Consider the following 22760-nt stretch of genomic DNA (forward strand, 5'->3'; position numbering starts at 1 on the left):
GCGACAGGTGACCTTCGCCGAAAGACGCTATACCCCATGTCCCATGCGGGCCCGGCCAAGACGGTGCACCGGCAGAGCATGTGCTGCATCGGCACCCTCACGCTGCACGGCGAGCCGGACTCTTCGCTGACGTCGGCTGGTCGGACAAGGAGAACCCGCAGGCATGAAGTACGAGACCTGGCCCCGGCTGCTGGTGGTCGATGTCGAAGGAAACGGCGCCACACCCCCCGACGTGGTCGAAGTGGCTGCCCTGCCGCTGCGCAACGGGGCCCCGGACACCAGCACGGCCGGCGCCTGGCTCGTCCGCCCCCCGGTCCCCGTCACTCCCTTCGCCAGCCGGGTGCACAAACTCACCCATGATGACCTCAAGTCGTGCCCGCCCTGGGAAGCTGTCCGTGAAGATGTGAGGACCATGCTGAACGGAGCGTGGATCTGCGCCCACAACGCTTCCGTCGACTACAGGGTCCTCACCCGCCACCTACCGGGCTGGGAACCCACAGGCGTCATCGACACCCTGCGCTTGGCGCGGGCGACCTACAAGGCAGCGCCGAAGCACAACCTTGATGCCCTCATCCAGCATGCCGGGCTCGACCTCAGCCAGGCCCCCGCCCATCGACACCGCGCCACCTTCGACGCCTATGCCACCGCCCTCCTGCTGCTTCACCTGGCCCAGCACTACGCCACGTGGGAAGCGCTGGTGCACGCCGCAGTTCCTCCCGGCCTTCCCGGAGCGCTCGAACCCGAACAGGAGCCCACGCTGTGGTGATGCAAGCCGACGACTTCGACGCATGGCAGGAGACCATCTACCTCCTGCGCTCGCCGGCCAACGCCCGGCGGCTGAGGGAAGCCGTCGCCCGTGACAAGGAAGGTTCCGCCACGGTCAGCGTAAGCATGGAGGAACTGGATGGCCTGGCAGGCGGACAGACGAACACCGCCTCGTCCAGCGACTGAGCCCACGCTGTGGTGACGCCTGGCCGCGGTGGCCGGGCGGGGTGTCAGAGGCCCGCTGCCGCCGACAGGTCCCCTTCAGCTCCGCCAGTACCGCCGCCGCCGTCGACCGGGCCGCCGGGAGGCAGCGGTGGCCGTCCGGGGCCGGGACCACGACCTCCAGGTAGCACTTCAGCTTCGGCTCCGTGCCAGCGCGCGCAGGGCGTTGGCGAGCTGGCGGGTTTGGGCGGGGTCGAGGGCGCCCAGGTGGATGGCGTAGGCCGTGCGGCGGCAGGTGCGGCAAGGGTCCGTCAGGAAATCATCTCGCTGGAGAAAGCCCTGCCGGAGGTGTGGGGTGCCGGGGTGGTGAACCATTGGGCGGGTGGATCCGTGGTGATGGCGCGCCCTCCGCGCCGATGCGGGAGGCGGCGGTTGTGTTGTGTACGGAGAGGAGACTGTGGTGCCGAATCAGAAAAGAGCGCCGCTGACCGAAGATAAGTGTGTGGCTGAGTTGCAGGCACACTGGGATGCGCATGGCACATTGCCTCCTAAGGGCACCCCCATGGGAAACCGTCTGTACAACTCGGCCCCGAGCGGGGGCTCCCATCTGCCGCCGAAGGCGGCAGAGTGGCTGCGGAAGCGCGGATATGGACACCGGTTGGAGAAGGCGGAGTCCGGCGGGCTCGGGGCGCACAAGTTCCGCCCCCGCAAGGAGAAGCTGCCACCGCTGACCGATGCTGAGTGTGTGGATGCGTTGGAGAAACACGACAAGGAGCAGGCCGATAGGGACGTGCCCTTCGAAGACCGCACATTGGCTGCTACGGGCTCCCGCGTCGCAAACCTTCTGGGCAACGCGCGCCCGAACGGGCGCTCCCATCTGGGGCCGGATACGGCACAGTGGCTGTCGGCTCACGGACGTGGAGCCCGGTTGACGAAGGAGGGGTCCGCCAAGCCCGGGGCGTACAAGTTCCTCCCCCTCAAGGATGCGCAGCCACCGCTGACCGGTGCTGAGCGTGTGGCGGAGTTGGGGCCGGCGGAGTCTTCCCGTGCCGTAGCGTCAGGCGCAGCAGGGCACGGCGGTGACTACGGGGCCGGCGCCCCGCAGCACCACCCGTTGCCGGAGGCTGTGGCTCCAGGTTTCGAGTGGCCTGGGTACGGTCCGCAGCAAGGTGAGCCTGTGGGATTCGGCGCCGCGCCCGGGCCCGGTGCTCCGCAGGGCGCCCCGGACGGTGCACAGCGCCTTCCTTCGATCAGGGATGTTGCTGATGTGGGCCCCGCGTTTGCCCAAGGCCTTCCTGATTTTTTCAGCCCGAGGGGCAGCGGGCACTTCGCTGCCCACTCGTCGGGAGAACACACGAATGCCGGTCCGCAGCAAGGTGAGCCTGTGGGATTCGGCGCCGCGCCCGGGCCCGGTGCTCCGCAGGGCGCCCCGGACGGTGCACAGCGCCTTCCTTCGATCAGGGATGTTGCTGATGTGGGCCCCGCGTTTGCCCAAGGCCTTCCTGATTTTTTCAGCCCGAGGGGCAGCGGGCACTTCGCTGCCCACTCGTCGGGAGAACACACGAATGCCGGTCCGCAGCAAGGTGAGCCTGTAGGGTTCGGCGCCGCGCCCGGGCCCGGTGCTCCGCAGGGCGCCCCGGACGGTGCACAGCGCCTTCCTTCGATCAGGGATATTAGTGGTGTGGGCGACGCGCTTGCCCAAGAACTTCCTGAGTATCTCAGGCCGAGGGGTAGCGGGCCCTCCGCTGCCCACTCGTCGGGAGAACGGGCTCCCGGCAGCTACCCCTCCTACTCTCAGCCGCACACGAATGCCGGTCCGCAAGGTGGTCGTCGAGCCCGCTGATGTGCTGGACGCCGCGCACCGCTTGGCGGGCCATCACACGCACCGTGACAGCCGGGGTCGCACAGGCCAGCCCGGCCGAAACCGTGGAAAACACCGCCCCATGATGCTGTGGCCCGTCTCACTATTCGGTGGTGACGGAGGTTTGTGAGTGTCGTCGACATACGCGTGAAGGATGTCAATGGGCGTGTGCAGACATTTTTCGGGTCTTTCGCCGCTGGTCAGTCCTACTACGAGACTCACCGCCTGCCGTGGTTACGCCGCTCCCGCCCAGGCGTCAGAGGCCGGCCGCTGTCGACAGGTCTGCTTTCAGTTCCGCCAGGACCTCCGTCGCCGTCGCCCGTGCTGCCGGGAGGCCGGGGTGGCCGTCTGGGGCCGGGATCACGACCTCCAGGTAGCACTTCAGCTTCGGTTCCGTGCCGCTCGGGCGGACGATCACCCGGGCCGCCTCCACGCCCCGGGCCTCGTCGCCCCCCAGGGTGTAGCGGAGGCCGTCCGTCGGGGGGAGGTCCGGGGTGCCCGTTGACAGGTCTTCCGCCTGCGTCACCCGCAGTCCCGCCGCCGACGTCGGCGGGGCCGCGCGCAGCCGGTGCATCGCCGTCGCGATCACGTCCAGGTCCTCCACGCGGACGGAGAGCTGGTCCGTGGCGTGCAGCCCGTGCTCCACCGCGATGTCGTCCAGCAGGTCCTGGAGCGTACGGCCCGCCGCCTTCAGCTCCGCCGTCAGCTCCGCGACGAGCAGGGCCGCGGTGATGCCGTCCTTGTCGCGGACGCCGGCCGGGTCGACGCAGTAGCCGAGGGCCTCCTCGTAGGCGTAGCGCAGGCCGTCGACCCGGGCCAGCCACTTGAAGCCGGTCAGCGTCTCCTCGTACGGCAGGCCCGCGGCCCGCGCGATCCGGCCCATGAGCGACGAGGAGACGATGGACGCGGCGAAGGTGCCCGCGGCCCCTTTCCGTACGAGGTGCGTGGCCAGCAGGGCGCCGACCTCGTCGCCGCGCAGCATCCGCCAGCCCGTGCCCCGGTCCGCCGCCGCGTCCGGTACGGCCACCGCGCAGCGGTCGGCGTCGGGGTCGGTGGCGATGATCACGTCGACGTCCCCGCCGGCCGCCGCGCGGGCCGTGGCGAACGCCAGGTCCATCGCCCCCGGCTCCTCCGGGTTGGGGAACGCGACCGTGGGGAAGTCCGGGTCCGGCTCCGCCTGCGCCGCGACCGGCACCGGGGCCGGGAAGCCGGCGCGGGTGAAGGCGGCGGCGAGGGTGGCGCCGCCGACGCCGTGCAGCGCGGTGTGCACGGTCCGTACGGCACGGGGGCCGCCCGCGGTGACGACCGCGGCGGCCCGGTCGAGGTACGCCTCCACGACCTCCTCGCCCAGCACCTCCCAGCCGTCCGCCGGACGGGGCACGTCCGCGAGCGGGCCCACCGCCGCGATGGCCTCGGCGATCCCGGCGTCGGCGGGCGGGACGATCTGCGAGCCGCCGCCGAGATAGACCTTGTAGCCGTTGTCGCGCGGCGGGTTGTGGCTGGCGGTGACGGTGACCCCGGCGACCGCGCCGAGGTACCGGATCGCGAAGGCCAGCACCGGCGTCGGCAGCGGGCGGGGCAGGACCGCGGCCCGGAAGCCGGCGCCGGTCATGACGGCCGCCGTGTCCTCGGCGAAGGCGTGGCTCTTGTGCCGGGCGTCGTAGCCGACGACCACCAGGCCGCCGCCCGCGCCCTGCTCGTTCAGGTACGCGGCCAGCCCCGCGGCGGCGCGGATGACGACGGCCCGGTTCATCCGCATCGGCCCCGCGCCCAGCTCACCGCGGAGCCCGGCGGTGCCGAACTGCAGCGTGCCGGCGAAGCGGTCCGCGAGGGCGGCGGTGTCGCCGTCCCGCAGCAGGGCCGCCAGCTCGGCCCGGGTGTCGGGGTCGGGGTCCTCGGCGAGCCAGGCCCCGGCCCGTGCGGTGAGCGCGGCGGCGTCCTCAGCGGCGTCTGCGGTCGGGTTCGTCGTCACCGGTTGCCGTCCTCAGTCACTGTCGTCTTCTCCGTCCGTCCCCGGCCCGTCGCGGCGTACGCCCCGGCGCGTACCGCCTGAAGCTTCACACCCGGCGCAGCACCTCGGCCAGCAGCCCGCCCATCCGGGCCGCCGAGTCGCGGCCCGCCTGCAGGACCTCCTCGTGGCTCAGCGGCTCGCCGGTCATGCCCGCCGCCAGGTTCGTCACCAGCGAGATCCCCAGCACCTCGGCGCCGGCCTCGCGGGCCGCGATGGCCTCCAGGACCGTCGACATGCCCACCAGGTCGGCGCCGAGGCGGCGGAGCATCTCGATCTCGGCCGGCGTCTCGTAGTGCGGTCCCGGCAACTGGGCGTAGACGCCCTCCTCCAGGCTGGCGTCCACCTGCTTGCACAGCGCCCGCAGCCGCGGCGAGTACAGATCCGTCAGGTCGACGAAGTGCGCGCCCTCGATCGGCGAGGCCGCCGTGAGGTTGATGTGGTCGCAGAGCAGCACCGGCTGACCCGGCCGCATGCCCTCGCGCAGCCCGCCGCAGCCGTTGGTGAGCACCACCGTCTTGCAGCCCGCCGCCGCGGCCGTGCGCACGCCGTGCGCCACGGCGGCGACGCCGTGGCCCTCGTAGAAGTGCGTGCGGCCGAGGAAGACCAGCGCCCGTTTGTCGCCCAGCCGGTAGGAGCGGATCCGCCCGGCGTGGCCCTCCACCGCGGGCGGCGGGAAGCCGGGCAGGTCGGTGACGCGCAGCTCGTGCTCGGGCGCGCCCAGCGCTTCCGCCGCCGGTACCCAGCCGGAGCCCATCACGACGGCGACGTCGTGGGTTTCGGCCCCGGTGAGCTCGCGGAGGCGGTCGGCGGCGGCCGCCGCGTCGGGGGCGGCGTGCGGAGTGGATGCGTTCACGCCGACGAGCCTAGCCCGTCACCCCCTACGCGCGTAGAAGCGGCCCCCCACTGGGGCCCGCAGCCCCGCGCGGGAGCCGTCGGCCGCGGCGGGGGACAATGGGTACGTGACTCGGATCGTGATCATCGGTGGAGGCCCCGGCGGGTACGAGGCGGCGCTCGTCGCCGCGCAGCTCGGCGCGGAGGTGACGGTCGTCGACAGCGACGGCCTGGGCGGTGCGTCGGTGCTCACCGACTGCGTGCCGTCGAAGACGCTGATCGCCACCGCGGAGGTGATGACGACCTTCGACTCCTCGTACGAGGAGCTGGGCATCATCGTCGCGGACGACACGCCTCCGGAGAAGCAGGCTGCCCGCGTCGTCGGCGTGGACCTCGGCAAGGTCAACGCCCGGGTGAAGCGGCTGGCGCTGGCCCAGTCCGAGGACATCACCACCAGCGTGACGCGCGCCGGCGGCCGGGTCGTACGGGGCCGGGCGAGCGTCTCGCCGCAGCAGGCACCGGACGGCTCGCGCACGGTCCGGGTGACCGGGGCGGCCGCGGGGGAGCCCGCGGAGCTGGTCGCCGACGCGGTGCTCGTCGCCACCGGCGGCAGCCCGCGCGAGCTGCCCGACGCGCAGCCCGACGGCGAGCGGATCCTCAACTGGAAGCAGGTCTACGACCTCGACGAGCTGCCCGGGGAGCTGACCGTCGTCGGCTCCGGCGTCACCGGCGCGGAGTTCGCGGGCGCGTACCAGGCGCTCGGCTCGCGGGTCACACTGGTCTCCAGCCGGGACCGGGTGCTGCCGGGCGAGGACCCGGACGCGGCGGCGGTGCTGGAGGACGTCTTCCGGCGCCGCGGCATGAACGTGATGAGCCGCTCCCGCGCGCAGGGCGCCAAGCGCGTGGGCGACCGGGTCGAGGTGACGCTCAACGACGGCCGGGTGATCACCGGTTCGCACTGCCTGATGGCGGTCGGCGCGGTGCCCAACACCCGCGGCATCGGCCTGGAGGAGGCCGGGGTGCGGCTGACGGACTCCGGGCACATCTGGACCGACAAGGTGTCGCGCACGAGCGCGCCGGGCATCTACGCGGCGGGTGACTGCACGGGCGTCTTCGCGCTCGCCTCGGTGGCGGCGATGCAGGGCCGGATCGCGATGTACCACTTCCTCGGCGAGACCGTCGCGCCGCTGCGGCTGAAGACGGTCTCCGCGAATGTGTTCACGGATCCCGAGATTGCCACGGTGGGTTACCAGCAGTCGGATGTGGACGAGGGGCGCATTGATGCGCGGGTGATGAAACTGCCGCTGCTGCGCAACCCGCGGGCCAAGATGCAGGGGGTACGGGACGGATTCGTGAAGCTGATCTGCCGCCCCGGCACCGGGATCGTGGTAGGGGGCGTGGTGGTCGCGCCGCGGGCCAGCGAGCTGATCCACCCCATCTCGATCGCCGTCGACAACAATCTGACCGTCGAGCAGATCGCGAAGGCGTTTACCGTCTATCCCTCGCTGTCGGGGTCGATCGCGGAGGTCGCGCGGCAGCTCCAGGCCAGCAAGCCGGGCGGCGACGACTAGGCCCGTACCAGGTCTTACCCGGTCCGTACCCGATCCTCACCTGGTCCGGCTCGCGCGTGGGCCCGTTGGGCAACCGGGCGCCCATACCACCTTCTGATGTCGCCAAGGGGCATTTTCTTCTCATCGACGCAAGCGGCTGAAAGAACACGGTCTTTGGCGTTACTGTCGGTTTCGTGTTCGCTGCAGAACGTCGTCAGTTGATCCTGGAAATGGTGCGGGCCAATGGGGCCGTTTCCCTCCGAGAGCTTGCCCGAGTCGTACAGACCTCCGAGGTGACCGTACGCCGAGACGTACGTGCCCTGGAAGCAGAAGGGTTGCTGGACCGAAGGCACGGAGGGGCGGTCCTTCCGGGCGGTTTCACCCGTGAGTCCGGCTTCCCGCAGAAATCACATCTTGCGACCGCGGAGAAGACCGCGATCGCCGATCTGGCGGCCGGATTCGTCGAGGAGGGCGAGGCCGTCGTCGTCGGTGCCGGTACGACCACGCAGGAGCTGGCCCGCCGGCTCGCGCGCATCCCCGGCCTCACCGTCGTGACCAACTCCCTGCTCGTCGCCCAGGCGCTGGCGCACGCGAACCGGGTAGAAGTCGTGATGACCGGCGGCACGCTGCGCGGCAGCAACTACGCGCTGGTGGGCAGCGGTGCCGAGCAGTCCCTCCAGGGGCTGCGCGTCTCGCGCGCGTTCCTCTCCGGCAGCGGGCTGACCGCCGAGCGGGGTCTTTCGACGTCCAACATGCTGTCGGCGAGCGTCGACCGGGCGCTGGTGCAGGCGGCGGCGGAGGTCGTGGTGCTCGCGGACCACTCCAAGCTGGGCACCGACACGATGTTCCAGACGGTGCCCACCGACGTGATCACGCGGCTGGTCACGGACCAGCCGCCGCCGAACGACGAGCGGGCGGCGACGGAGCTGCAGGCCCTGGCGGACCAGGGGGTGCAGATCGCGGTGGCGGGCCCGGACCAGTCCGCGGGCGGTGACAGCGGCCCCCCGGCGCCCCGCCGGCACCCCCGGCACGGAGGTGAGCGGCGCCGCACCGAGGACAGCGTCCCCCTCCCAGGCCAACGCCGCACCCCCCAACCCGCTCCCACCGCCATGCGCCCAGCCACCCCCCTCCCCGACCAGAACAGAGTCGCCGACCTGGCCCCCCGCCGCCGGTAGGGGGCGGGGGCGGCCGACATTCGCGACCCGGGGTCCCGGCGCCCAGCGCACGGTCCTGCGGCCTAGCGGCCCGCCGCAGCAGCCCCGCGGCGAGTAGCCTCGCGGGCCCCGTCCCGCGGGCCTTACGCCCGCTCCGTACTTGCCCTCGCGGCCCGGCCCGAGGCCCCCTCGTAGCGCGTCGGGCTGTGGGTCGGCGGCCCCTTCCTCGCCGAAGCACGCGCGGAGCGCAGCCCTCGCGCCCCCGGCGCGGAGCGTCGCCGGCGGCGGCCCCGCCCGTAGGGCCAGCCGCCCGAGCGTGTCCTCCCTCTCGGGCCCCGGGCGCGCCGCAGGGCGTCGGTCACGTGGCCGCGCCCCCGGTACCCGCCGTCAGGCGTTTCGGGTGCGTAGGCCGTCCAGGGTCAGGCCCAGGAGGCGGTCCGCGACCTCCTTGTCCTCCGGGTTCTTCGCCGACGCCTTCTCCGCCGCGTACGCGATCGCGCTCGTCAGCCGCAGGAGGTCGTCCGGCGCGACGTCCGCCCGCAGTTCGCCGGACCGGCGCGCGCGCGACGCCAGCAGCTCGACCGTCTCCCGCAACTGCTCCTTGCAGTTGACCATCAGACCCTCGTCCATCAGCGTCGCCGCGATCCCGCGGATCGTCGACGACACGTCCACGTACCGTCGCATCCACGCCGCCAGCGCCCCCATCGGCGTCCCGGCCTCCGCCGTCAGCGCCCGCGCCGCCGCGTCCAGCTCGTCCACCTGTGTCTGGAACACCTCGCCCATGAGCGCGAAGCGGTCAGGGAAGTGCCGGTACAGCGTGCCGATGCCGACGCCCGCGCGGCGCGCGATCTCCTCCAGCGAGGCGTCCGCGCCGTGTTCGGCGAACGCCACCGCGGCCTCGCCGAGCAGCCGCTCGTAGTTGCGGCGCGCGTCCGCGCGCATCGGCCGGCCCTGCACCGTTCCCATGGGCAACCACCCTTCGTCGTCCCCGCTGCCGCCCAGAATGCCATTGCGAAAACGGAGGCACCCTCCGTATAGTCAAGCGGAGCTACCCTCCATTTCATTCTCTGCCGGAGGCACATCTGTGTCCACATCCCTGCGCACGCCCACCGGCCACGGCATCCGCGGTCACAGCCGAAAGACCCGCGGCGCCCGCCCGGGGCTCGCCCTCACCGCGATCGTCGCCACCCAGCTCATGTTCCTGGTCGACGCCACGGTGGTGAACGTCGCACTCCCCGACATCGCGCTCGACCTCGGCTTCTCCCCGACCCGGATGTCCTGGATCCTCAACCTCTACACCCTCGCCTTCGGCGGCCTGCTGCTCCTCGGCAGCCGCATAGGCGACCGCATCGGCCGCCGCCGCGCCCTCGTCACCGGCGTGCTCGCCTTCACCGCCGCCTCCCTCCTCGCCGGCCTCGCGCCCAGCGGCGGCCTGCTCCTGTTCGCCCGTACCGCCCAGGGTGTCGCCGCCGCCCTCGCCGCCCCCAGCACCCTCGCCCTGATCGCCACCACCTTCCCCGAAGGCCGCCAACGCGCCCGCGCGCTCGCCGTCTTCGCCTCCATCAGCGGCGCGGGCTCCGCGCTCGGCCTGGTCCTCGGCGGCGCGCTCACCGACCTCGCGTCCTGGCACTGGGTCTTCCTGATCAACCTGCCGGTCGGCCTCGCCATCGCCTGGCTCGCCCCCCGCCACCTCGACGAAACCCCGCGCCAGCGCGGCCCGTTCGACGCCCTCGGCGCACTGCTCGGCACCCTGGGAATGACCTCGCTCGTCTACGCCTTCATCCGCACCGCCGAGCAGGGCTGGAGCGACGGGTTCGCCCTCGGCGCCTTCGCCGCCGCCGCGGCGCTGCTCGGCAGCTTCCTCGCCGTCGAACTCCGCGTCCGCCGCCCGCTGGTGGTCCTGTCGCTCTTCGCCGACCGCAATCGCTCGGTCTCGTACGGGACGATGCTGATGGTCCCCGCCGGGATGTTCGGCGTCTTCTACTTCACCACCCAGTACCTGCAGCGGTTCCTCGACTACAGCCCGTTCCGCGCCGGCCTGGCCTTCCTCGCGCTCACCCTGCCGCTCTTCGCCGCCTCGCGCTTCGCGCCGCGCGCCCAGGCCAGGTTCGGGCCGAAGCGCACCGCGCTGGCGGGGCTGACCCTCAACACCGCCGGCATCCTGTGGCTCACCCGCCTCGACGCCTCCTCCGGCTACGTCGACGGGCTGCTGGGCCCGCTGCTGCTCATGGGCGTCGGGGTCGGGCTGACGATGATGCAGCTCACCACGCTCATCCTCAGCGGCGTCGAACCCGAGGACGCGGGCTCCGCCTCCGGGCTGCTGCAGACGATGCAGTACGTCGGCGGCAGCCTGGGCCTGTCCGTCCTGGTCTCCGTCTTCGACGTGGGCCTGCGGCACTCCTCGGGGCACACGTTCTTCGACGGTACGGGCGCCGCGTTCACCGCCGCGGCGGCGTTCTCCGCGGTCGCGCTGCTGCTGATGGCCGGGGCCCGGAACGTGACCCGTACGCCGTGAAACCGCGTCGGGGGCGGGCCCTCTGGCCCGCCCCCGACCGCGTCAGTCCGCGTCAGTCCGCGTCAGATTCGCGTCAGATTCGCGTCAGTCCTTGATCTCGCAGATGACCGCGCCGGACGTGAGCGTCGCGCCCATCTCCGCCGCGAGATCCTTGACCGTGCCCGCGCGATGGGCGTTGATGGGCTGCTCCATCTTCATCGCCTCCAGCACGATCACCAGATCGCCCTCCGCGACCTGCTGCCCCTCCTCGACCGCCACCTTCACGATCGTGCCCTGCATGGGCGAGGCCAGCGCGTCGCCCGAGACCGCCGAGCCCGACTTCTTCGCCGCCCGCCGCTTCGGCTTCGACCGCCCGGCCGCCGCCGAGGCGACCGCGCCGAGCGACGACGGCAGCGACACCTCCAGCCGCTTGCCGCCGACCTCGACGACCAGCGTCTCGCGGCTCTCCTCCGCCTCGTCGGCGTCCGCGCCGCCGGCGAACGGGGGGATGCCGCCCGCGAACTCCGTCTCGATCCACCGGGTGTGGACGCTGAACGGCTCGATCGCCGAGGCCGGCGCGAACGCCGGATCCCGTACCACCGCACGGTGGAACGGCAGCGCCGTCGCCATCCCGGAGACCGTGAACTCGTCCAGCGCGCGCGCCGCGCGCTGCAGCGCCTGCTGCCGGGTCGCGCCCGTGACGATGAGCTTGGCCAGCAGTGAGTCCCACGCCGGGCCGATCACGCTCCCGGCCTCCACGCCCGCGTCCAGCCGCACGCCGGGGCCGGCCGGCGGCTCGAAGGCAGTCACGGTGCCGGGGGCGGGCAGGAAGTTGCGCCCCGGGTCCTCGCCGTTGATACGGAACTCGAAGGAGTGCCCCCGCACCGGCGGGTCGTCATACCCCAGTTCCTCGCCGTCGGCGATACGGAACATCTCCCGCACCAGGTCGATGCCCGTGACCTCCTCGGTCACCGGGTGCTCCACCTGGAGCCGGGTGTTGACCTCCAGGAAGGAGATCGTGCCGTCCTGGCCGACGAGGAACTCGCAGGTGCCCGCGCCCTCGTAGCGCGCCTCCCGGAGGATCGCCTTCGACGCCCGGTACAGCTCGGCGTTCTGCTTCGGCGACAGGAACGGCGCCGGCGCCTCCTCCACCAGCTTCTGGTGGCGGCGCTGCAGCGAGCAGTCCCGGGTGGAGACCACGACCACGTTCCCGTGCTTGTCCGCGAGGCACTGCGTCTCCACGTGCCGCGGGCGGTCGAGATAGCGCTCGACGAAGCACTCGCCGCGGCCGAACGCGGCGATCGCCTCGCGGACCGCCGACTCGTACAGCTCGGGGACCTCTTCGAGGGTGCGGGCGACCTTCAGCCCGCGACCGCCGCCGCCGAAGGCGGCCTTGATGGCGATCGGCAGCCCGTGCTCCTCCGCGAACGCCGTGACCTCCTCGACGCCCCCGACCGGGTCCTTCGTGCCGGCCACCAGCGGCGCGCCGGCGCGCTGGGCGATGTGCCGGGCGGACACCTTGTCGCCGAGGTCGCGGATCGCCTGCGGGGGCGGGCCGATCCACGTCAGTCCGGCGTCGAGGACGGCCTGGGCGAACTCGGCGTTCTCCGACAGGAACCCGTACCCCGGGTGGACGGCGTCCGCGCCGGAGTCCCCGGCGGCCTGAAGCACCTTGCCGATGTCGAGGTAGCTCGTGGCCGGGGTGTCACCGCCGAGCGCGAAAGCCTCGTCGGCCACGCGGACGTGGAGTGCGTCCCGGTCCGGCGCGGCGTAGACGGCCACGCTGGCGATACCGGCGTCCCGGCAGGCGCGGGCTACCCGGACGGCGATTTCGCCACGGTTGGCGATGAGCACCTTGCGCACGTTGGCTCCCTTCTCGGAACACCGAGATTTTAGGTAATGGCGACACCTCTGCGCTGCGGGATCCCGGAGGTGAGCTTTCCCACACAGAGGGTGATCCGCGCCGCCGCACTCGGGCGCGTAGCCCTGAGTTCCCAAGGTACGCCGCATCCCGGGCCGTGCGCGCGAAACCGGCGTGTGGCCAAGGTCTCGCGCGCATTGAGCAGATGGACGGCGCATCTTTTTGTGGGAACCATACGAAGGCGAGACGGAATCTTTTCGGGTCGCCCGTCCGGTCGGATCCATGGCGCAAGCCTGTCGTGCGCCCGTCGCGTGTTCCCTCGCATGTCCATCGTGCGCGCACCCTTGCCGCCCCGGACTACCCATCAGTAGCGTGAAAGGGCCGTACGGACCTGGGCCAGGGGGTGCCGCCATGCGCAGAACCGCCGCCGCGGTGGCGGGCGCCGCGCTGTTCGCCGACGCGGTCGCACTGACCGTCGTGCACTTCGTCCTGGGCTCGGTCGTCGACCGCCAGGACATGTCCCTCGCCGGCCTCGACTCCGGTCTCATGTCCGCCTCCACGCGCGCAGCGGGTGTCGCGATCGGGCTCTATCTGCTGTGCTGCTGCGCGGTCGCGTTGCGCATCGCGGTACGGGACCGGGCCCCCGGGCGCGCCGGGCGGATCCTGCTGGTGAGCTGCGCCGTGCTGCATGCGGTGCTGGCGGCGCTGGCCGTGGGCCTCGTGGGCTGGGCGGCGTTCGCGGGGCTGATGGTGCTCTTCGGCCTGATCGTGCTGACGTTGACCGCCGAGGACGTCCCCGTACGGCAGGCGGAGGGCGGCGCCGAGCCGGCGCCGGCGGCCTGAGCCGCTTCGTCTCCACCGCCGCCGCGCGGCATCCCGTAAGGTCCTGAAGGCGCCCTACGCCCACAGATCCGTGATCTGCACCCCCAACTCCGCGAGCAGCCGGCGCAGCAGTGGCAGCGAGATCCCCACGACGTTGCCGTGGTCGCCGTCGATGCCGTCGATGAACGCCGACGAGCGGCCGTCGATGGTGAACGCCCCGGCCACGTACAGCGGTTCGCCCGTCGCCACGTACGCCGCGATCTCGGCGTCGCTCGGCTCGCCGAACCGCACCACCGTCCCCGCGGTCGCGCTCGCCCGCCGCCCCGATTCCGTGTCGATCACGCAGTGCCCCGTCTGCAGCACCCCCGAGCGGCCCCGCATCGCCTTCCACCGCGCCGTGGCGTCCTCGGCGTCCACCGGCTTGCCCAGCGCCCTGCCGTCCAGCTCCAGCACCGAGTCGCAGCCGACGACCAGCGCCCCCGCCGCCTCCGGACGCGCGGCCACGGCGCCGGCCTTCGCCTCGGCGAGCACCAGCGCCAGCTCCGCAGGGGTCGCGGCGGTCACGGCGTCCTCGTCGACACCGCTGACGACGACCTCGGGCGCGAGCCCCGCCTGCCGGAGCAGGGCGAGCCGGGCGGGGGACTGCGACGCGAGCACGAGCGTGCGGGCGGGGTGGTGGGTCATGGGCGTCATCGTAGGCGGCGGCGATGACATCGCCGCCGGGCACGGGCACCGGTGCACAAGTCGTCATGCACGCACGACGACTTGTGCACGTGCCAGGGGGCCGCGGCGCCCGTACGCCGGCGGCTCACGCCGGCGGCTCACGTGGGCAGTACGCCGGGTCCCGCCGCCCCCAGCGCCATCGTCACCACCGCCGCCAGCGCAAGCAGCCATCCGGCGCGGCGCAGCCGCCGTTCCGCCGCACGCAACTCCGCGTCGGGCTCGTCTGGAGGGTCGGACCAGAGCATCTTCCGATGGTGCCGGTCCCGCGCCCCCGCGCGCCTGAGTACGGGTACTCAATTACGTGCGGCGCGGCCCTCCTACGACGGCCAGTACGTCGTACGCCACGCCTTCGGCCCCGGCTGCGGCGTCCGCCGGGCCAGCACCCGCCGCGCCGGATCCGCCCACTCGCCGGCCGGCCCGCCCCGCCCGCCCGGCGCGGACGACACCGCCCGCGCCTGGACCACCGCCAGCGCCGCCGCCAGTTCCTCCGCCGTCGGGTTGCCCCGGACGACCTTGATCTCGTCGGACATCGGCCCTCCTCGACTCCCGCCGCGCTACAGCGGGATGTTCCCGTGCTTCTTCGGCGGCAGCGTCTCCCGCTTGGTGCGCAGCACCCGCAGCCCCTTCGCCACCTGCCGCCGCGTCTCCGACGGCATGATGACGGCGTCCACATACCCGCGTTCCGCCGCCGCATACGGGTTCAGCAGCGCGTCCTCGTACTCCCTGATCAGCTCCTCGCGCCGCGCCTCCCGCTCCTGCTCGTCCTCGATGGCGGCGAGCGTGCGGCGGTACAGGATGTTGACCGCGCCCTGCGCGCCCATGACGGCGATCCGCGCGGTGGGCCACGCCAGGTTCAGGTCCGCGCCGAGGTGCTTGGAGCCCATGACGTCGTACGCGCCGCCGAACGCCTTGCGGGTGATCACCGTGATCAGCGGCACGGTGGCCTCGGCGTAGGCGTAGATGAGCTTGGCGCCGCGGCGGATGATGCCGTCGTACTCCTGGTCCGTGCCCGGCAGGAAGCCGGGGACGTCGACGAAGGTGAGCACGGGGACGTTGAACGCGTCGCAGGTGCGCACGAACCGGGCGGCCTTCTCGCTGGCCTTGATGTCCAGGCAGCCGGCGAACTGCATCGGCTGGTTGGCGACGACGCCGACGGGGTGGCCCTCGACGCGGCCGAAGCCGGTGATGATGTTCGGCGCGTACAGCGCCTGGGTCTCCAGGAACTCGCGGTCGTCCAGCACGTGTTCGATGGCGGCGTGCATGTCGTACGGCTGGCTCGCCGAGTCCGGGATGAGGGTGTCCAGCTCCCGGTCCTCGTCCGTGACCGACGCCTCGCCCTCCTCGGGGAAGGCGGGCGGGTCACTGAGGTTGTTCGACGGCAGGTACGACAGCAGCGCCTTGACGTACTCGAAGGCGTCCTTCTCGTCGCCCGCCATGTGGTGGGCGACACCGGAGGTGGTGTTGTGCGTACGGGCGCCGCCCAGCTCCTCGAAGCCGACGTCCTCGCCGGTGACGGTCTTGATGACGTCGGGGCCCGTGATGAACATGTGCGAGATGCCGTCCACCATGACGGTGAAGTCCGTGATGGCGGGGGAGTACACCGCGCCGCCCGCGCACGGGCCGACGATGACGCTGATCTGCGGGACGACACCCGAGCCGTGCACGTTGCGGCGGAAGATCTCCGCGAAGAGACCCAGCGCGACGACACCCTCCTGGATACGCGCGCCGCCGCCGTCGTTGATGCCGATGATCGGGCAGCCGGTCTTCATGGCGAAGTCCATCGCCTTGACGATCTTCTCGCCGTAGACCTCGCCGAGGGAGCCGCCGAAGACCGTGAAGTCCTGCGAATACACCACGACGGGGCGGCCGTCGACGGTCCCGTAGCCGGTGACCACGCCGTCGCCGTACGGGCGGTTCGCCTCGATGCCGAAGTTCGTCGCGCGGTGCCGGGCGAACTCGTCCAGCTCCGTGAACGACCCGTCGTCCAGCAGCAGGTCGACCCGCTCGCGCGCGGTCAGCTTGCCTTTCGCGTGCTGCTTCTCCACCGCGCGCGCCGACCCGGCGTGCGTGGCCTCCTCGATCCGCCGGCTCAGATCGGCGAGCCGGCCGCCCGTCGTGTGGCTGTCCGCCATCTCGGCGGGGGGCTCCTGGGCCATGGCCATCGCGGTGCAGCTCCTGCTCGTCGGGGGCGCCTCCGGGCGGGGGACCCGGGGGAGTGCGGGACTTACCGCTACGTAGGCTATCGGCGCCCGGCCGCCCTACGGGTGCGGCGTTGGCCACACCCGCCGCGTGGCGTCGCCGGGGCGGTGCTGACGCCGATCCGCGACGGGCGTAAGGGCCCCGTGGCGTCGGCGGCGGTGGGGCCGATGTCTGGCCCTAGGGTGGCCGTATGAGTGCAGATCGGGGAAGCCGCTGGTCCGACCTCGACCGTCCGCCGCTGAACGCCGACGCGCTGCGCCGGGCGCTCGTACGGACCGGGGGGCTGTGGACGTCGCTCGACGTCGTCGAGGCCACCGGCTCCACGAACGCCGACCTCGCCGCGCGCGCCCGCGAAGGGGCGCCCGAGGGCGCGGTGCTCGTCGCCGAGGAGCAGACGGCGGGGCGCGGCCGGCTGGAGCGCCGGTGGTCGGCACCGCCCCGGTCGGGGCTCTTCTTCTCCGTACTGCTGCGCCCGGAGGGCGTACCCGTCAGCCGGTGGGGCTGGCTGCCGCTGCTCGCGGGCGTCGCCGTGGCGACCGCGCTGCCGCGGGCCGCGGGCGTGGACACGGCGCTGAAGTGGCCGAACGACGTGCTCGTGACCGTCGGAGGCGAGGAGCGCAAGGCGGGCGGCATCCTCGTGGAGCGCCCCGATGCCGCGAGCGAGTCCGTGGTCCTCGGCATCGGCATCAACGTCACCCTGCGCGCCGGTGAACTGCCCGTCCCGCAGGCCGGCTCGCTGGCCCTGGCGGGCGCGAAGGTCACCGACCGGGATCCGCTGCTGCGCGCGATGCTGCGATCGCTGGAGCGGTGGTACGGAAGCTGGCGTACCGCCGGCGGCGACCCGGCCGGCGCCCGGCTGCAGGAGACGTACGCGGCGGGCTGCGCGACGCTCGGCCGGCAGGTCCGCGCGGAGCTGCCGGGCGGCACTGCGGTGACGGGGGAGGCCGTCGCGGTGGACGGCGACGGCCGGCTGGTGCTGGCGACGGCGGCGGGGCTGGCGGAGCCGGTCAGCGCGGGGGACGTGGTGCACCTGCGGTCCGCGGCCGAAGCGGAGTGAGCTGGGCCACACTTCCCGTATCGTTGAGACCGCAAGGGCGGTGGCCAGGGAACGGACGGGTGGAGGGGGCAGCCGGTGAGTGAGGTTGCGGGCTCCTCCGGTGCGGAGGAGCCGAGGGGCCCGGTGGGTCCTGACGGCTCGGAGGGCGCTGCGGGCGCTTCGGGCACCGACGACGCGGCGGGCGCGGCGGGCGCCGCCGGGGGCGTAGCAGACCCGGAGGGTCCGGAAGGTCCGGCGGCCCCGGAAGAGCCGGACGAACCGGTTGATCCGGAGAGCGAAGACGACCCGATCGCGATCCGCATCGAGCAGCTCATCCTGGGCTCCGACCGCCGCTACACGCCCTTCCAGGCCGCCCGCGCCGCGGGCGTGCCGATGGAGCTGGCGGCCCGCTTCTGGCGCGCCATGGGCTTCGCCGACATCGGCCAGGCCAAGGCGCTCACCGAGGCCGACGTGCTGGCCCTGCGCCGGCTGGCGGGCCTGGTGGAGGCCGGGCTGCTGAGCGAGGGCATGGCGGTGCAGGTGGCGCGCTCCACCGGGCAGACCACGGCCCGGCTGGCGGACTGGCAGATCGACTCCTTCCTCGAAGGGCTCACCGAGCCGCAGGAGGGCATGTCCCGTACGGAGATCGCCTACCCGCTGGTCGAGCTGCTGCTCCCGGAGCTGGAGGAGTTCCTCGTCTACGTCTGGCGCCGCCAGCTCGCCGCGGCCACCGGCCGCGTCGTCCAGGCGCAGGACGACGACGAGATGGTCGACCGCCGCCTCGCGGTGGGCTTCGCCGACCTGGTGGGCTTCACCCGGCTGACCCGGCGGCTGGAGGAGGAGGAGCTGGGCGAGCTGGTCGAGGCGTTCGAGACCACCGCCGCCGACCTGGTCGCCGCCCACGGCGGCCGGCTCATCAAGACCCTGGGCGACGAGGTGCTGTTCTCCGCGGACGACGCGGGCACGGCGGCGGAGATCGGCATCCGTCTGATCGAGACACTGGCCCACGACGAGACGATGCCGGAGCTGCGGGTGGGCATCGCGTTCGGCACGGTGACGACGCGGATGGGCGACGTGTTCGGCACGACGGTCAACCTGGCGTCGCGGCTGACGTCGATCGCGCCGAAGGACACGGTGCTGGTCCACGGCGACTTCGCCGCGGAGCTGATACGGGACGGCGACGCCCCGGAGTCGGAGGCGGCGGCCACGGCGGCGGAGAAGGCGGCGGCGGAGGGCGGCACGGAGGAGGCCCCGTCGTACCGCTTCGCGCTCCAGCCCATGTGGCAGCGCCCGGTGCGGGGTCTTGGCGTGGTGGAGCCCTGGCTGCTGAGCCGCCGCGGCTGAGGGTCTCCTACTCCCGACTTCCCCACTGCCGCCCCCGGAACGCCCGCCTGCTCCGCCCCCGCGGTGGGTCGTCCGCCATCCTCGTCACCTCCCTGTCCCGGCCCGCCACCACCGGACCCTCAGAACCCGCCCCCTTCGCCGCGTACTGCGCCGCGTCCGCCAGCCGCAGCAGCCGCCGCCCCGACAGCACCCGGCCGATCGGGTCCCCCGTCGACGCCACCCCGCACGCGACCCCCCGGCCCGGCTCCAGGGTCGCCGCCCGCGCGCACAACTCCGTCGCCGTCCGCACCACGTCGTCCGCCGGCGGTCCCGCCGACAGCAGGCAGAACTCGTCGCCGCCCAGCCGGGCGGCCAACGTGTCCGGCAGCGCCGCCCCGTGCAGCGACAGCAGCGAGCCGAATCGTTCCAGCAGGCGGTCGCCGCCCGCGTGGCCGAGGGAGTCGTTGACCTCCTTGAGGCCGTTGACGTCGCAGACCACGAGGCTGACCACCGTGCCCTCCGCCCGGTGCTGCTCCACCGCCTCGTCCAGCCGCAGGTCCAGCGCCCGGCGGTTGGCCAGCCCCGTCAGCGGGTCCGTGAACGCCAGCCGCCGCGCCTCCTCCAGCCGCTCCGTCTGCGCCAGCCCCGCCGCCACCACCGCGCTCAGCGCCGCCGCGAAGCTCTCGTCGTACGGGCCGAAGGCGGCCGCGCCGCGCGGGCGGGCCACGTACAGCTCACCCCACGCCCGCCCGTGCACCAGGATCGGCGCGAAGAGGCAACTGCCCCGCCCGCGCCGCCGCAGCATCTCCCCCCGCGGTCCCGGAGAGCCGGACGTCGCCGTCCGGGCGCCGCCGGTCGAGGCCAGGTCGGGAAAGTCGCGCAGGGGATACGACTCGTCCGGCGGGAACTCCTCCTCGTCGGGCGTCCGCTCGCCGTCGTTGACGAGCACCCGCAGCCGCCCGCGCTCCCGCTCCCAGACGGACACCGCCGCGAACGATCCGGCCAGCGCGCGCCTGGCACCCGCCGCCGCCGCACGCACCGTGTCGTGGGGCGTGACCGCCTCCGCCAGCGCCCGGGCCAGCTCGACCACGGCGCGCAGCGGTTCGTCCGGGGGCCGGCCGTTGCCCGTCACGGCTCCAGGGTAGGCAATCGATCCGCATTTGCAGGATTTAGGCTGATTGCCCACTATGAGGGAGGCGACCCCCTTCGCCCCTCACGTCCCCGGCCACTCCGGCTTGCGCTTCTCGTTGAACGCGGCCACGCCTTCCTTCCGGTCCGCCGACAGCGCCGTCCGGTGCCAGGCCGCGTCCTCGATCTCCAGCCCCGCCCGCAGCTCCCGCCCGTAGCCCAGCCGCAGCGCCCGCTTCGCGGCCCGTACGCCCACCGGCGAGTTGCCCGCGATCCGGCGGGCCAGCTCCAGCGCCGTCGTACGGGCCTCGCCCGCCGGCACCAGCCGGTCGACCAGACCCAGCGCGTGGGCCTCCGCCGCCTCCACCCGGCGCGCGGTGAAGATCAGCTCCGCGGCGCGCGCGGAGCCCACCCGGCGGGGCAGCAACTGTGTCCCGCCGCCGCCCGGCACCACCCCGACCGACACCTCCGGCAGCCCGACCACCGCGGTCTCGTCGGCGACGATGAAGTCGCAGGACAGCGCCAGCTCGTACCCCCCGCCGAGCGCGAAGCCGTGCACCGCCGCGATGGCCGGCATCGGCAGCTCCAGCACCCCCGTGTACGCGGCCCGCGACGTGGGGCGGTGGCGGTGCATGTCGGCGTCGGTGAAGGCGTTGCGCTCCTTGAGGTCCGCGCCGACGCAGAACGCGCGCTCGTGGCTGGAGGTGAGGACCACGGCCCGTACGGAGGCGTCGGCGGCCAGCCGCGCGGTGGTCTCGGTGAGCGCGCGGGCCAGCCCGGTGGAGACGGCGTTCATGGCCTCCGGCCGGTCGAGGACCAGCTCGGCGACGTGCTCGTGCGTGCGGACGGCGATGCCCTCGCCCATGCGAATCTGCCTCCGGCGGCTCGTGGCGTTAACGCTCGCTAACGTAGTGCGTGCGACCGTGGCGCGCCAGAGCCGACCAAGTGTGTTTTCTGATCAGTTGGACGTCCCGCGAGGGGGTCCGCGCAGCGCCCGTGACAGCTCAGGATTCAGTTCGTAAGGTTCCTGAATATGAATATGCACTCCCGCCCCGCGCCCGTCGTCCTCGGGCCCGCCGGCACCACCGCGGACGACGTCCTCACCGTCGCCCGCCGCGGCGCCCCGGTCGAGCTGTCCGTACGCGCCCTCGACGCGCTCGCCGCCGCGCGCCGCGTCGTGGACGACCTCGCCGCCAAGCCCGACCCGGTGTACGGGGTCTCGACCGGCTTCGGCGCGCTCGCCGTCCGGCACATCAGCCCCGACCTGCGCGTGCAGCTCCAGCGCAACATCGTCCGCTCACACGCGGCCGGCATGGGCCCGCGGGTGGAGCGCGAGGTCGTACGGGCGCTGATGTTCCTGCGCCTGAAGACGCTGGCCTCCGGCCACACCGGCGTACGCCCCGAGGTCGCGCAGGCGATGGCCGGGATGCTCAACGCCGGCATCACCCCCGTCGTCCACGAGTACGGCTCCCTCGGCTGCTCCGGCGACCTCGCCCCCCTCTCGCACTGCGCGCTGGCGCTCATGGGGGAGGGCGACGCCGAAGGCCCCGACGGCACCGTGCGCCCCGCCGCGGACCTGCTCGCGGCGCACGGCCTCGCGCCCGTGACGCTGCGAGAGAAGGAGGGCCTCGCGCTGCTCAACGGCACCGACGGGATGCTCGGCATGCTGCTCATGGCCTGCGCCGACCTCGCCGCGCTGCTCACCGCCGCCGACGTCACCGCCGCGCTCACCCTGGAGGCCCTGCTCGGCACGGACCGGGTGCTCGCGCCCGAGCTGCACGCCGTACGCCCCCACCCCGGCCAGGCCGCCAGCGCCGCCAACATGCTCAAGGTGCTCGACGGCTCCGGCCTCACCGGCCACCACCAGACCGGCCACGACGGCCTGCCCGCCGCGCCCCGGGTGCAGGACGCCTACTCCGTGCGCTGCGCGCCGCAGGTCGCGGGCGCCGGCCGGGACACCCTCGCCCACGCCCGTACGGTGGCGGAGCGCGAACTGGCCGCCGCCGTCGACAACCCGGTGGTGATCGACGGCCGGGTCGAGTCCAACGGCAACTTCCACGGCGCCCCCGTCGCGTACGTCCTGGACTTCCTCGCCGTCGCCGCCGCCGACCTCGGCTCCATCGCCGAGCGCCGCACCGACCGGCTGCTGGACAAGAACCGCAGCCACGGCCTGCCCGCCTTCCTGGCCGGCGACCCCGGCGTGGACTCGGGCCTGATGATCGCCCAGTACACGCAGGCCGCGCTGGTCAGCGAATTGAAGCGGCTGGCCGTGCCGGCGTCGGCCGACTCCATCCCGTCGTCGGCGATGCAGGAGGACCACGTCTCGATGGGCTGGTCCGCGGCGCGCAAGCTGCGTACCGCGATCGATCATCTGACCAAGGTGCTGGCCGTCGAGATGTACGCGGCCACCCGCGCCGTCGAGTTGCGCGCCGGACTCACGCCGGCGCCCGCCACGCAGGCCGTGCTGCGCGCCGTGCGCGACGCGGGGGTCGCGGGGCCGGGGGACGACCGGTTCCTGTCGCCGGATCTGGCCGCGGCGGAGGGATTCATCCGTTCCGGGCGGCTCGTCGCGGCGGTGGAGTCCGTCACAGGGCCTCTTTCCTGATTCGTCGCAATCTGATCGAATGGGCGCTGACCTGCGCCGTTCCCTCTCCTTCCGGCCGGTTGTGAGGCGATGTGCCCGACGACAGGTCAGGAGCGTCCGTGGCGTGTGCCACAGTGGGGTGGCAGGACGGAACGGACTAGTGGGGACTGGGCGTCCTCCTCCGTGAGGTAGGGCATCGCGCCCTTCGCGGTGAAGGGGAGTTACGACGTGAGGGTGTACGGCAAGGGGCGGCGCG

General features: G+C 73.1%; 19 protein-coding genes. 9 read left to right on the plus strand and 10 right to left on the minus strand.

Going from position 1 to position 22760, the window contains the following annotated elements; translation table 11 throughout:
* Positions 1–163 precede the first annotated feature (163 nt).
* Positions 164–766 carry a 3'-5' exonuclease gene (locus OG946_RS23540; protein ID WP_326797997.1) on the plus strand — a complete coding sequence of 201 codons (603 nt, stop codon included), beginning with the start codon at positions 164–166 and terminating at the stop codon, positions 764–766.
* On the plus strand, positions 766–951 hold the full coding sequence (locus OG946_RS23545) for a type II toxin-antitoxin system Phd/YefM family antitoxin (RefSeq protein WP_326797998.1): 186 nt from the start codon (positions 766–768) through the stop codon (positions 949–951). The genes OG946_RS23540 and OG946_RS23545 overlap by 1 nt, the downstream gene beginning before the upstream one ends.
* Before the next feature lie 2093 nt (positions 952–3044).
* On the opposite strand, the gene OG946_RS23550 is transcribed toward OG946_RS23545, so the two are convergent.
* Together OG946_RS23550 and OG946_RS23555 are read right to left on the minus strand one after the other, a co-directional pair.
* On the minus strand, positions 3045–4760 hold the full coding sequence (locus tag OG946_RS23550) for a phospho-sugar mutase (RefSeq protein ID WP_326797999.1): 1716 nt from the start codon (positions 4758–4760) through the stop codon (positions 3045–3047).
* Between the two features lie 85 nt (positions 4761–4845).
* The gene (locus OG946_RS23555; protein WP_326798000.1) at positions 4846–5652 is read right to left on the minus strand and encodes a purine-nucleoside phosphorylase; all 807 of its coding nucleotides are present in this window, start codon (positions 5650–5652) and stop codon (positions 4846–4848) included.
* A 106-nt stretch (positions 5653–5758) separates the two neighbouring features.
* Between OG946_RS23555 and OG946_RS23560 the strand changes: the two genes are divergently transcribed.
* Entirely contained in the window at positions 5759–7201 is a 1443-nt protein-coding gene (locus tag OG946_RS23560) for an NAD(P)H-quinone dehydrogenase (RefSeq protein WP_326798001.1), read from the plus strand.
* Positions 7202–7410: 209 nt separating this feature from the next.
* A complete protein-coding gene (locus OG946_RS23565; RefSeq protein ID WP_442814636.1) occupies positions 7411–8355 on the plus strand; it encodes a DeoR/GlpR family DNA-binding transcription regulator in 945 nt (314 codons plus the stop codon).
* 366 nt (positions 8356–8721) lie between these two features.
* On the opposite strand, the gene OG946_RS23570 is transcribed toward OG946_RS23565, so the two are convergent.
* On the minus strand, positions 8722–9300 hold the full coding sequence (locus OG946_RS23570) for a TetR/AcrR family transcriptional regulator (protein WP_326798003.1): 579 nt from the start codon (positions 9298–9300) through the stop codon (positions 8722–8724).
* A 118-nt stretch (positions 9301–9418) separates the two neighbouring features.
* Here OG946_RS23570 and OG946_RS23575 point away from each other — a divergent pair, with 118 nt between their 5' ends.
* The gene (locus OG946_RS23575) at positions 9419–10849 is read left to right on the plus strand and encodes an MFS transporter (RefSeq protein WP_326798004.1); all 1431 of its coding nucleotides are present in this window, start codon (positions 9419–9421) and stop codon (positions 10847–10849) included.
* An 84-nt stretch (positions 10850–10933) separates the two neighbouring features.
* On the opposite strand, the gene OG946_RS23580 is transcribed toward OG946_RS23575, so the two are convergent.
* Positions 10934–12691 carry an acetyl/propionyl/methylcrotonyl-CoA carboxylase subunit alpha gene (locus OG946_RS23580; RefSeq protein WP_326798005.1) on the minus strand — a complete coding sequence of 586 codons (1758 nt, stop codon included), beginning with the start codon at positions 12689–12691 and terminating at the stop codon, positions 10934–10936.
* A 409-nt stretch (positions 12692–13100) separates the two neighbouring features.
* On the opposite strand from OG946_RS23580, the gene OG946_RS23585 reads away from it, so the two are divergent.
* Positions 13101–13532, plus strand: a complete 432-nt coding sequence (locus OG946_RS23585; RefSeq protein WP_326798006.1) for a hypothetical protein — start codon at positions 13101–13103, stop codon at positions 13530–13532.
* A gap of 54 nt (positions 13533–13586) precedes the next feature.
* Here OG946_RS23585 and OG946_RS23590 read toward each other — a convergent pair whose 3' ends face one another.
* From OG946_RS23590 to OG946_RS23605, 4 genes are all read right to left on the minus strand, one after another.
* Positions 13587–14195, minus strand: coding sequence for a Maf family protein (locus OG946_RS23590; protein WP_326798007.1), 609 nt, complete (start codon positions 14193–14195; stop codon positions 13587–13589).
* Positions 14196–14332: 137 nt separating this feature from the next.
* The gene (mmpB, locus tag OG946_RS23595; protein WP_326798008.1) at positions 14333–14479 is read right to left on the minus strand and encodes a morphogenic membrane protein MmpB; all 147 of its coding nucleotides are present in this window, start codon (positions 14477–14479) and stop codon (positions 14333–14335) included.
* A 72-nt stretch (positions 14480–14551) separates the two neighbouring features.
* Positions 14552–14764, minus strand: a complete 213-nt coding sequence (locus OG946_RS23600) for an acyl-CoA carboxylase epsilon subunit (protein ID WP_326798009.1) — start codon at positions 14762–14764, stop codon at positions 14552–14554.
* A gap of 24 nt (positions 14765–14788) precedes the next feature.
* Positions 14789–16396, minus strand: coding sequence for an acyl-CoA carboxylase subunit beta (locus OG946_RS23605; protein ID WP_442814460.1), 1608 nt, complete (start codon positions 16394–16396; stop codon positions 14789–14791).
* A 227-nt stretch (positions 16397–16623) separates the two neighbouring features.
* On the opposite strand from OG946_RS23605, the gene OG946_RS23610 reads away from it, so the two are divergent.
* Positions 16624–17490 (plus strand): biotin--[acetyl-CoA-carboxylase] ligase, encoded by an 867-nt coding sequence (locus OG946_RS23610; RefSeq protein WP_326798010.1) that lies wholly within the window; start codon positions 16624–16626, stop codon positions 17488–17490.
* Positions 17491–17613: 123 nt separating this feature from the next.
* Positions 17614–18813, plus strand: a complete 1200-nt coding sequence (locus OG946_RS23615; RefSeq protein ID WP_442814637.1) for an adenylate/guanylate cyclase domain-containing protein — start codon at positions 17614–17616, stop codon at positions 18811–18813.
* A 7-nt stretch (positions 18814–18820) separates the two neighbouring features.
* On the opposite strand, the gene OG946_RS23620 is transcribed toward OG946_RS23615, so the two are convergent.
* Both OG946_RS23620 and OG946_RS23625 read right to left on the minus strand, forming a co-directional pair.
* A complete protein-coding gene (locus OG946_RS23620) occupies positions 18821–19924 on the minus strand; it encodes a GGDEF domain-containing protein (protein ID WP_326798012.1) in 1104 nt (367 codons plus the stop codon).
* Positions 19925–20005: 81 nt separating this feature from the next.
* Positions 20006–20785, minus strand: coding sequence for an enoyl-CoA hydratase/isomerase family protein (locus tag OG946_RS23625; protein ID WP_326798013.1), 780 nt, complete (start codon positions 20783–20785; stop codon positions 20006–20008).
* 174 nt (positions 20786–20959) lie between these two features.
* Here OG946_RS23625 and hutH point away from each other — a divergent pair, with 174 nt between their 5' ends.
* Positions 20960–22525 (plus strand): histidine ammonia-lyase, encoded by a 1566-nt coding sequence (hutH, locus tag OG946_RS23630; RefSeq protein WP_326800351.1) that lies wholly within the window; start codon positions 20960–20962, stop codon positions 22523–22525.
* The last annotated feature ends 235 nt before the right edge of the window (positions 22526–22760 follow it).

This window comes from Streptomyces sp. NBC_01808, assembly GCF_035917395.1.
GTDB lineage: Bacteria > Actinomycetota > Actinomycetes > Streptomycetales > Streptomycetaceae > Streptomyces.

Bases quoted from the DNA above. Each gene is read 5' to 3' on its own strand.
- OG946_RS23540 (WP_326797997.1), top strand. From the start codon at position 164: ATGAAGTACGAGACCTGGCCCCGGCTGCTGGTGGTCGATGTCGAAGGA.
- OG946_RS23605 (WP_442814460.1), bottom strand. From the start codon at position 16,396: ATGGCCATGGCCCAGGAGCCCCCCGCCGAGATGGCGGACAGCCACACG.
- OG946_RS23625 (WP_326798013.1), bottom strand. From the start codon at position 20,785: ATGGGCGAGGGCATCGCCGTCCGCACGCACGAGCACGTCGCCGAGCTG.
- mmpB (WP_326798008.1), bottom strand. From the start codon at position 14,479: ATGCTCTGGTCCGACCCTCCAGACGAGCCCGACGCGGAGTTGCGTGCG.
- OG946_RS23600 (WP_326798009.1), bottom strand. From the start codon at position 14,764: ATGTCCGACGAGATCAAGGTCGTCCGGGGCAACCCGACGGCGGAGGAA.
- OG946_RS23545 (WP_326797998.1), top strand. From the start codon at position 766: ATGCAAGCCGACGACTTCGACGCATGGCAGGAGACCATCTACCTCCTG.
- hutH (WP_326800351.1), top strand. From the start codon at position 20,960: ATGCACTCCCGCCCCGCGCCCGTCGTCCTCGGGCCCGCCGGCACCACC.
- OG946_RS23610 (WP_326798010.1), top strand. From the start codon at position 16,624: ATGAGTGCAGATCGGGGAAGCCGCTGGTCCGACCTCGACCGTCCGCCG.
- OG946_RS23565 (WP_442814636.1), top strand. From the start codon at position 7,411: ATGGTGCGGGCCAATGGGGCCGTTTCCCTCCGAGAGCTTGCCCGAGTC.
- OG946_RS23570 (WP_326798003.1), bottom strand. From the start codon at position 9,300: ATGGGAACGGTGCAGGGCCGGCCGATGCGCGCGGACGCGCGCCGCAAC.
- OG946_RS23585 (WP_326798006.1), top strand. From the start codon at position 13,101: ATGCGCAGAACCGCCGCCGCGGTGGCGGGCGCCGCGCTGTTCGCCGAC.
- OG946_RS23590 (WP_326798007.1), bottom strand. From the start codon at position 14,195: ATGACCCACCACCCCGCCCGCACGCTCGTGCTCGCGTCGCAGTCCCCC.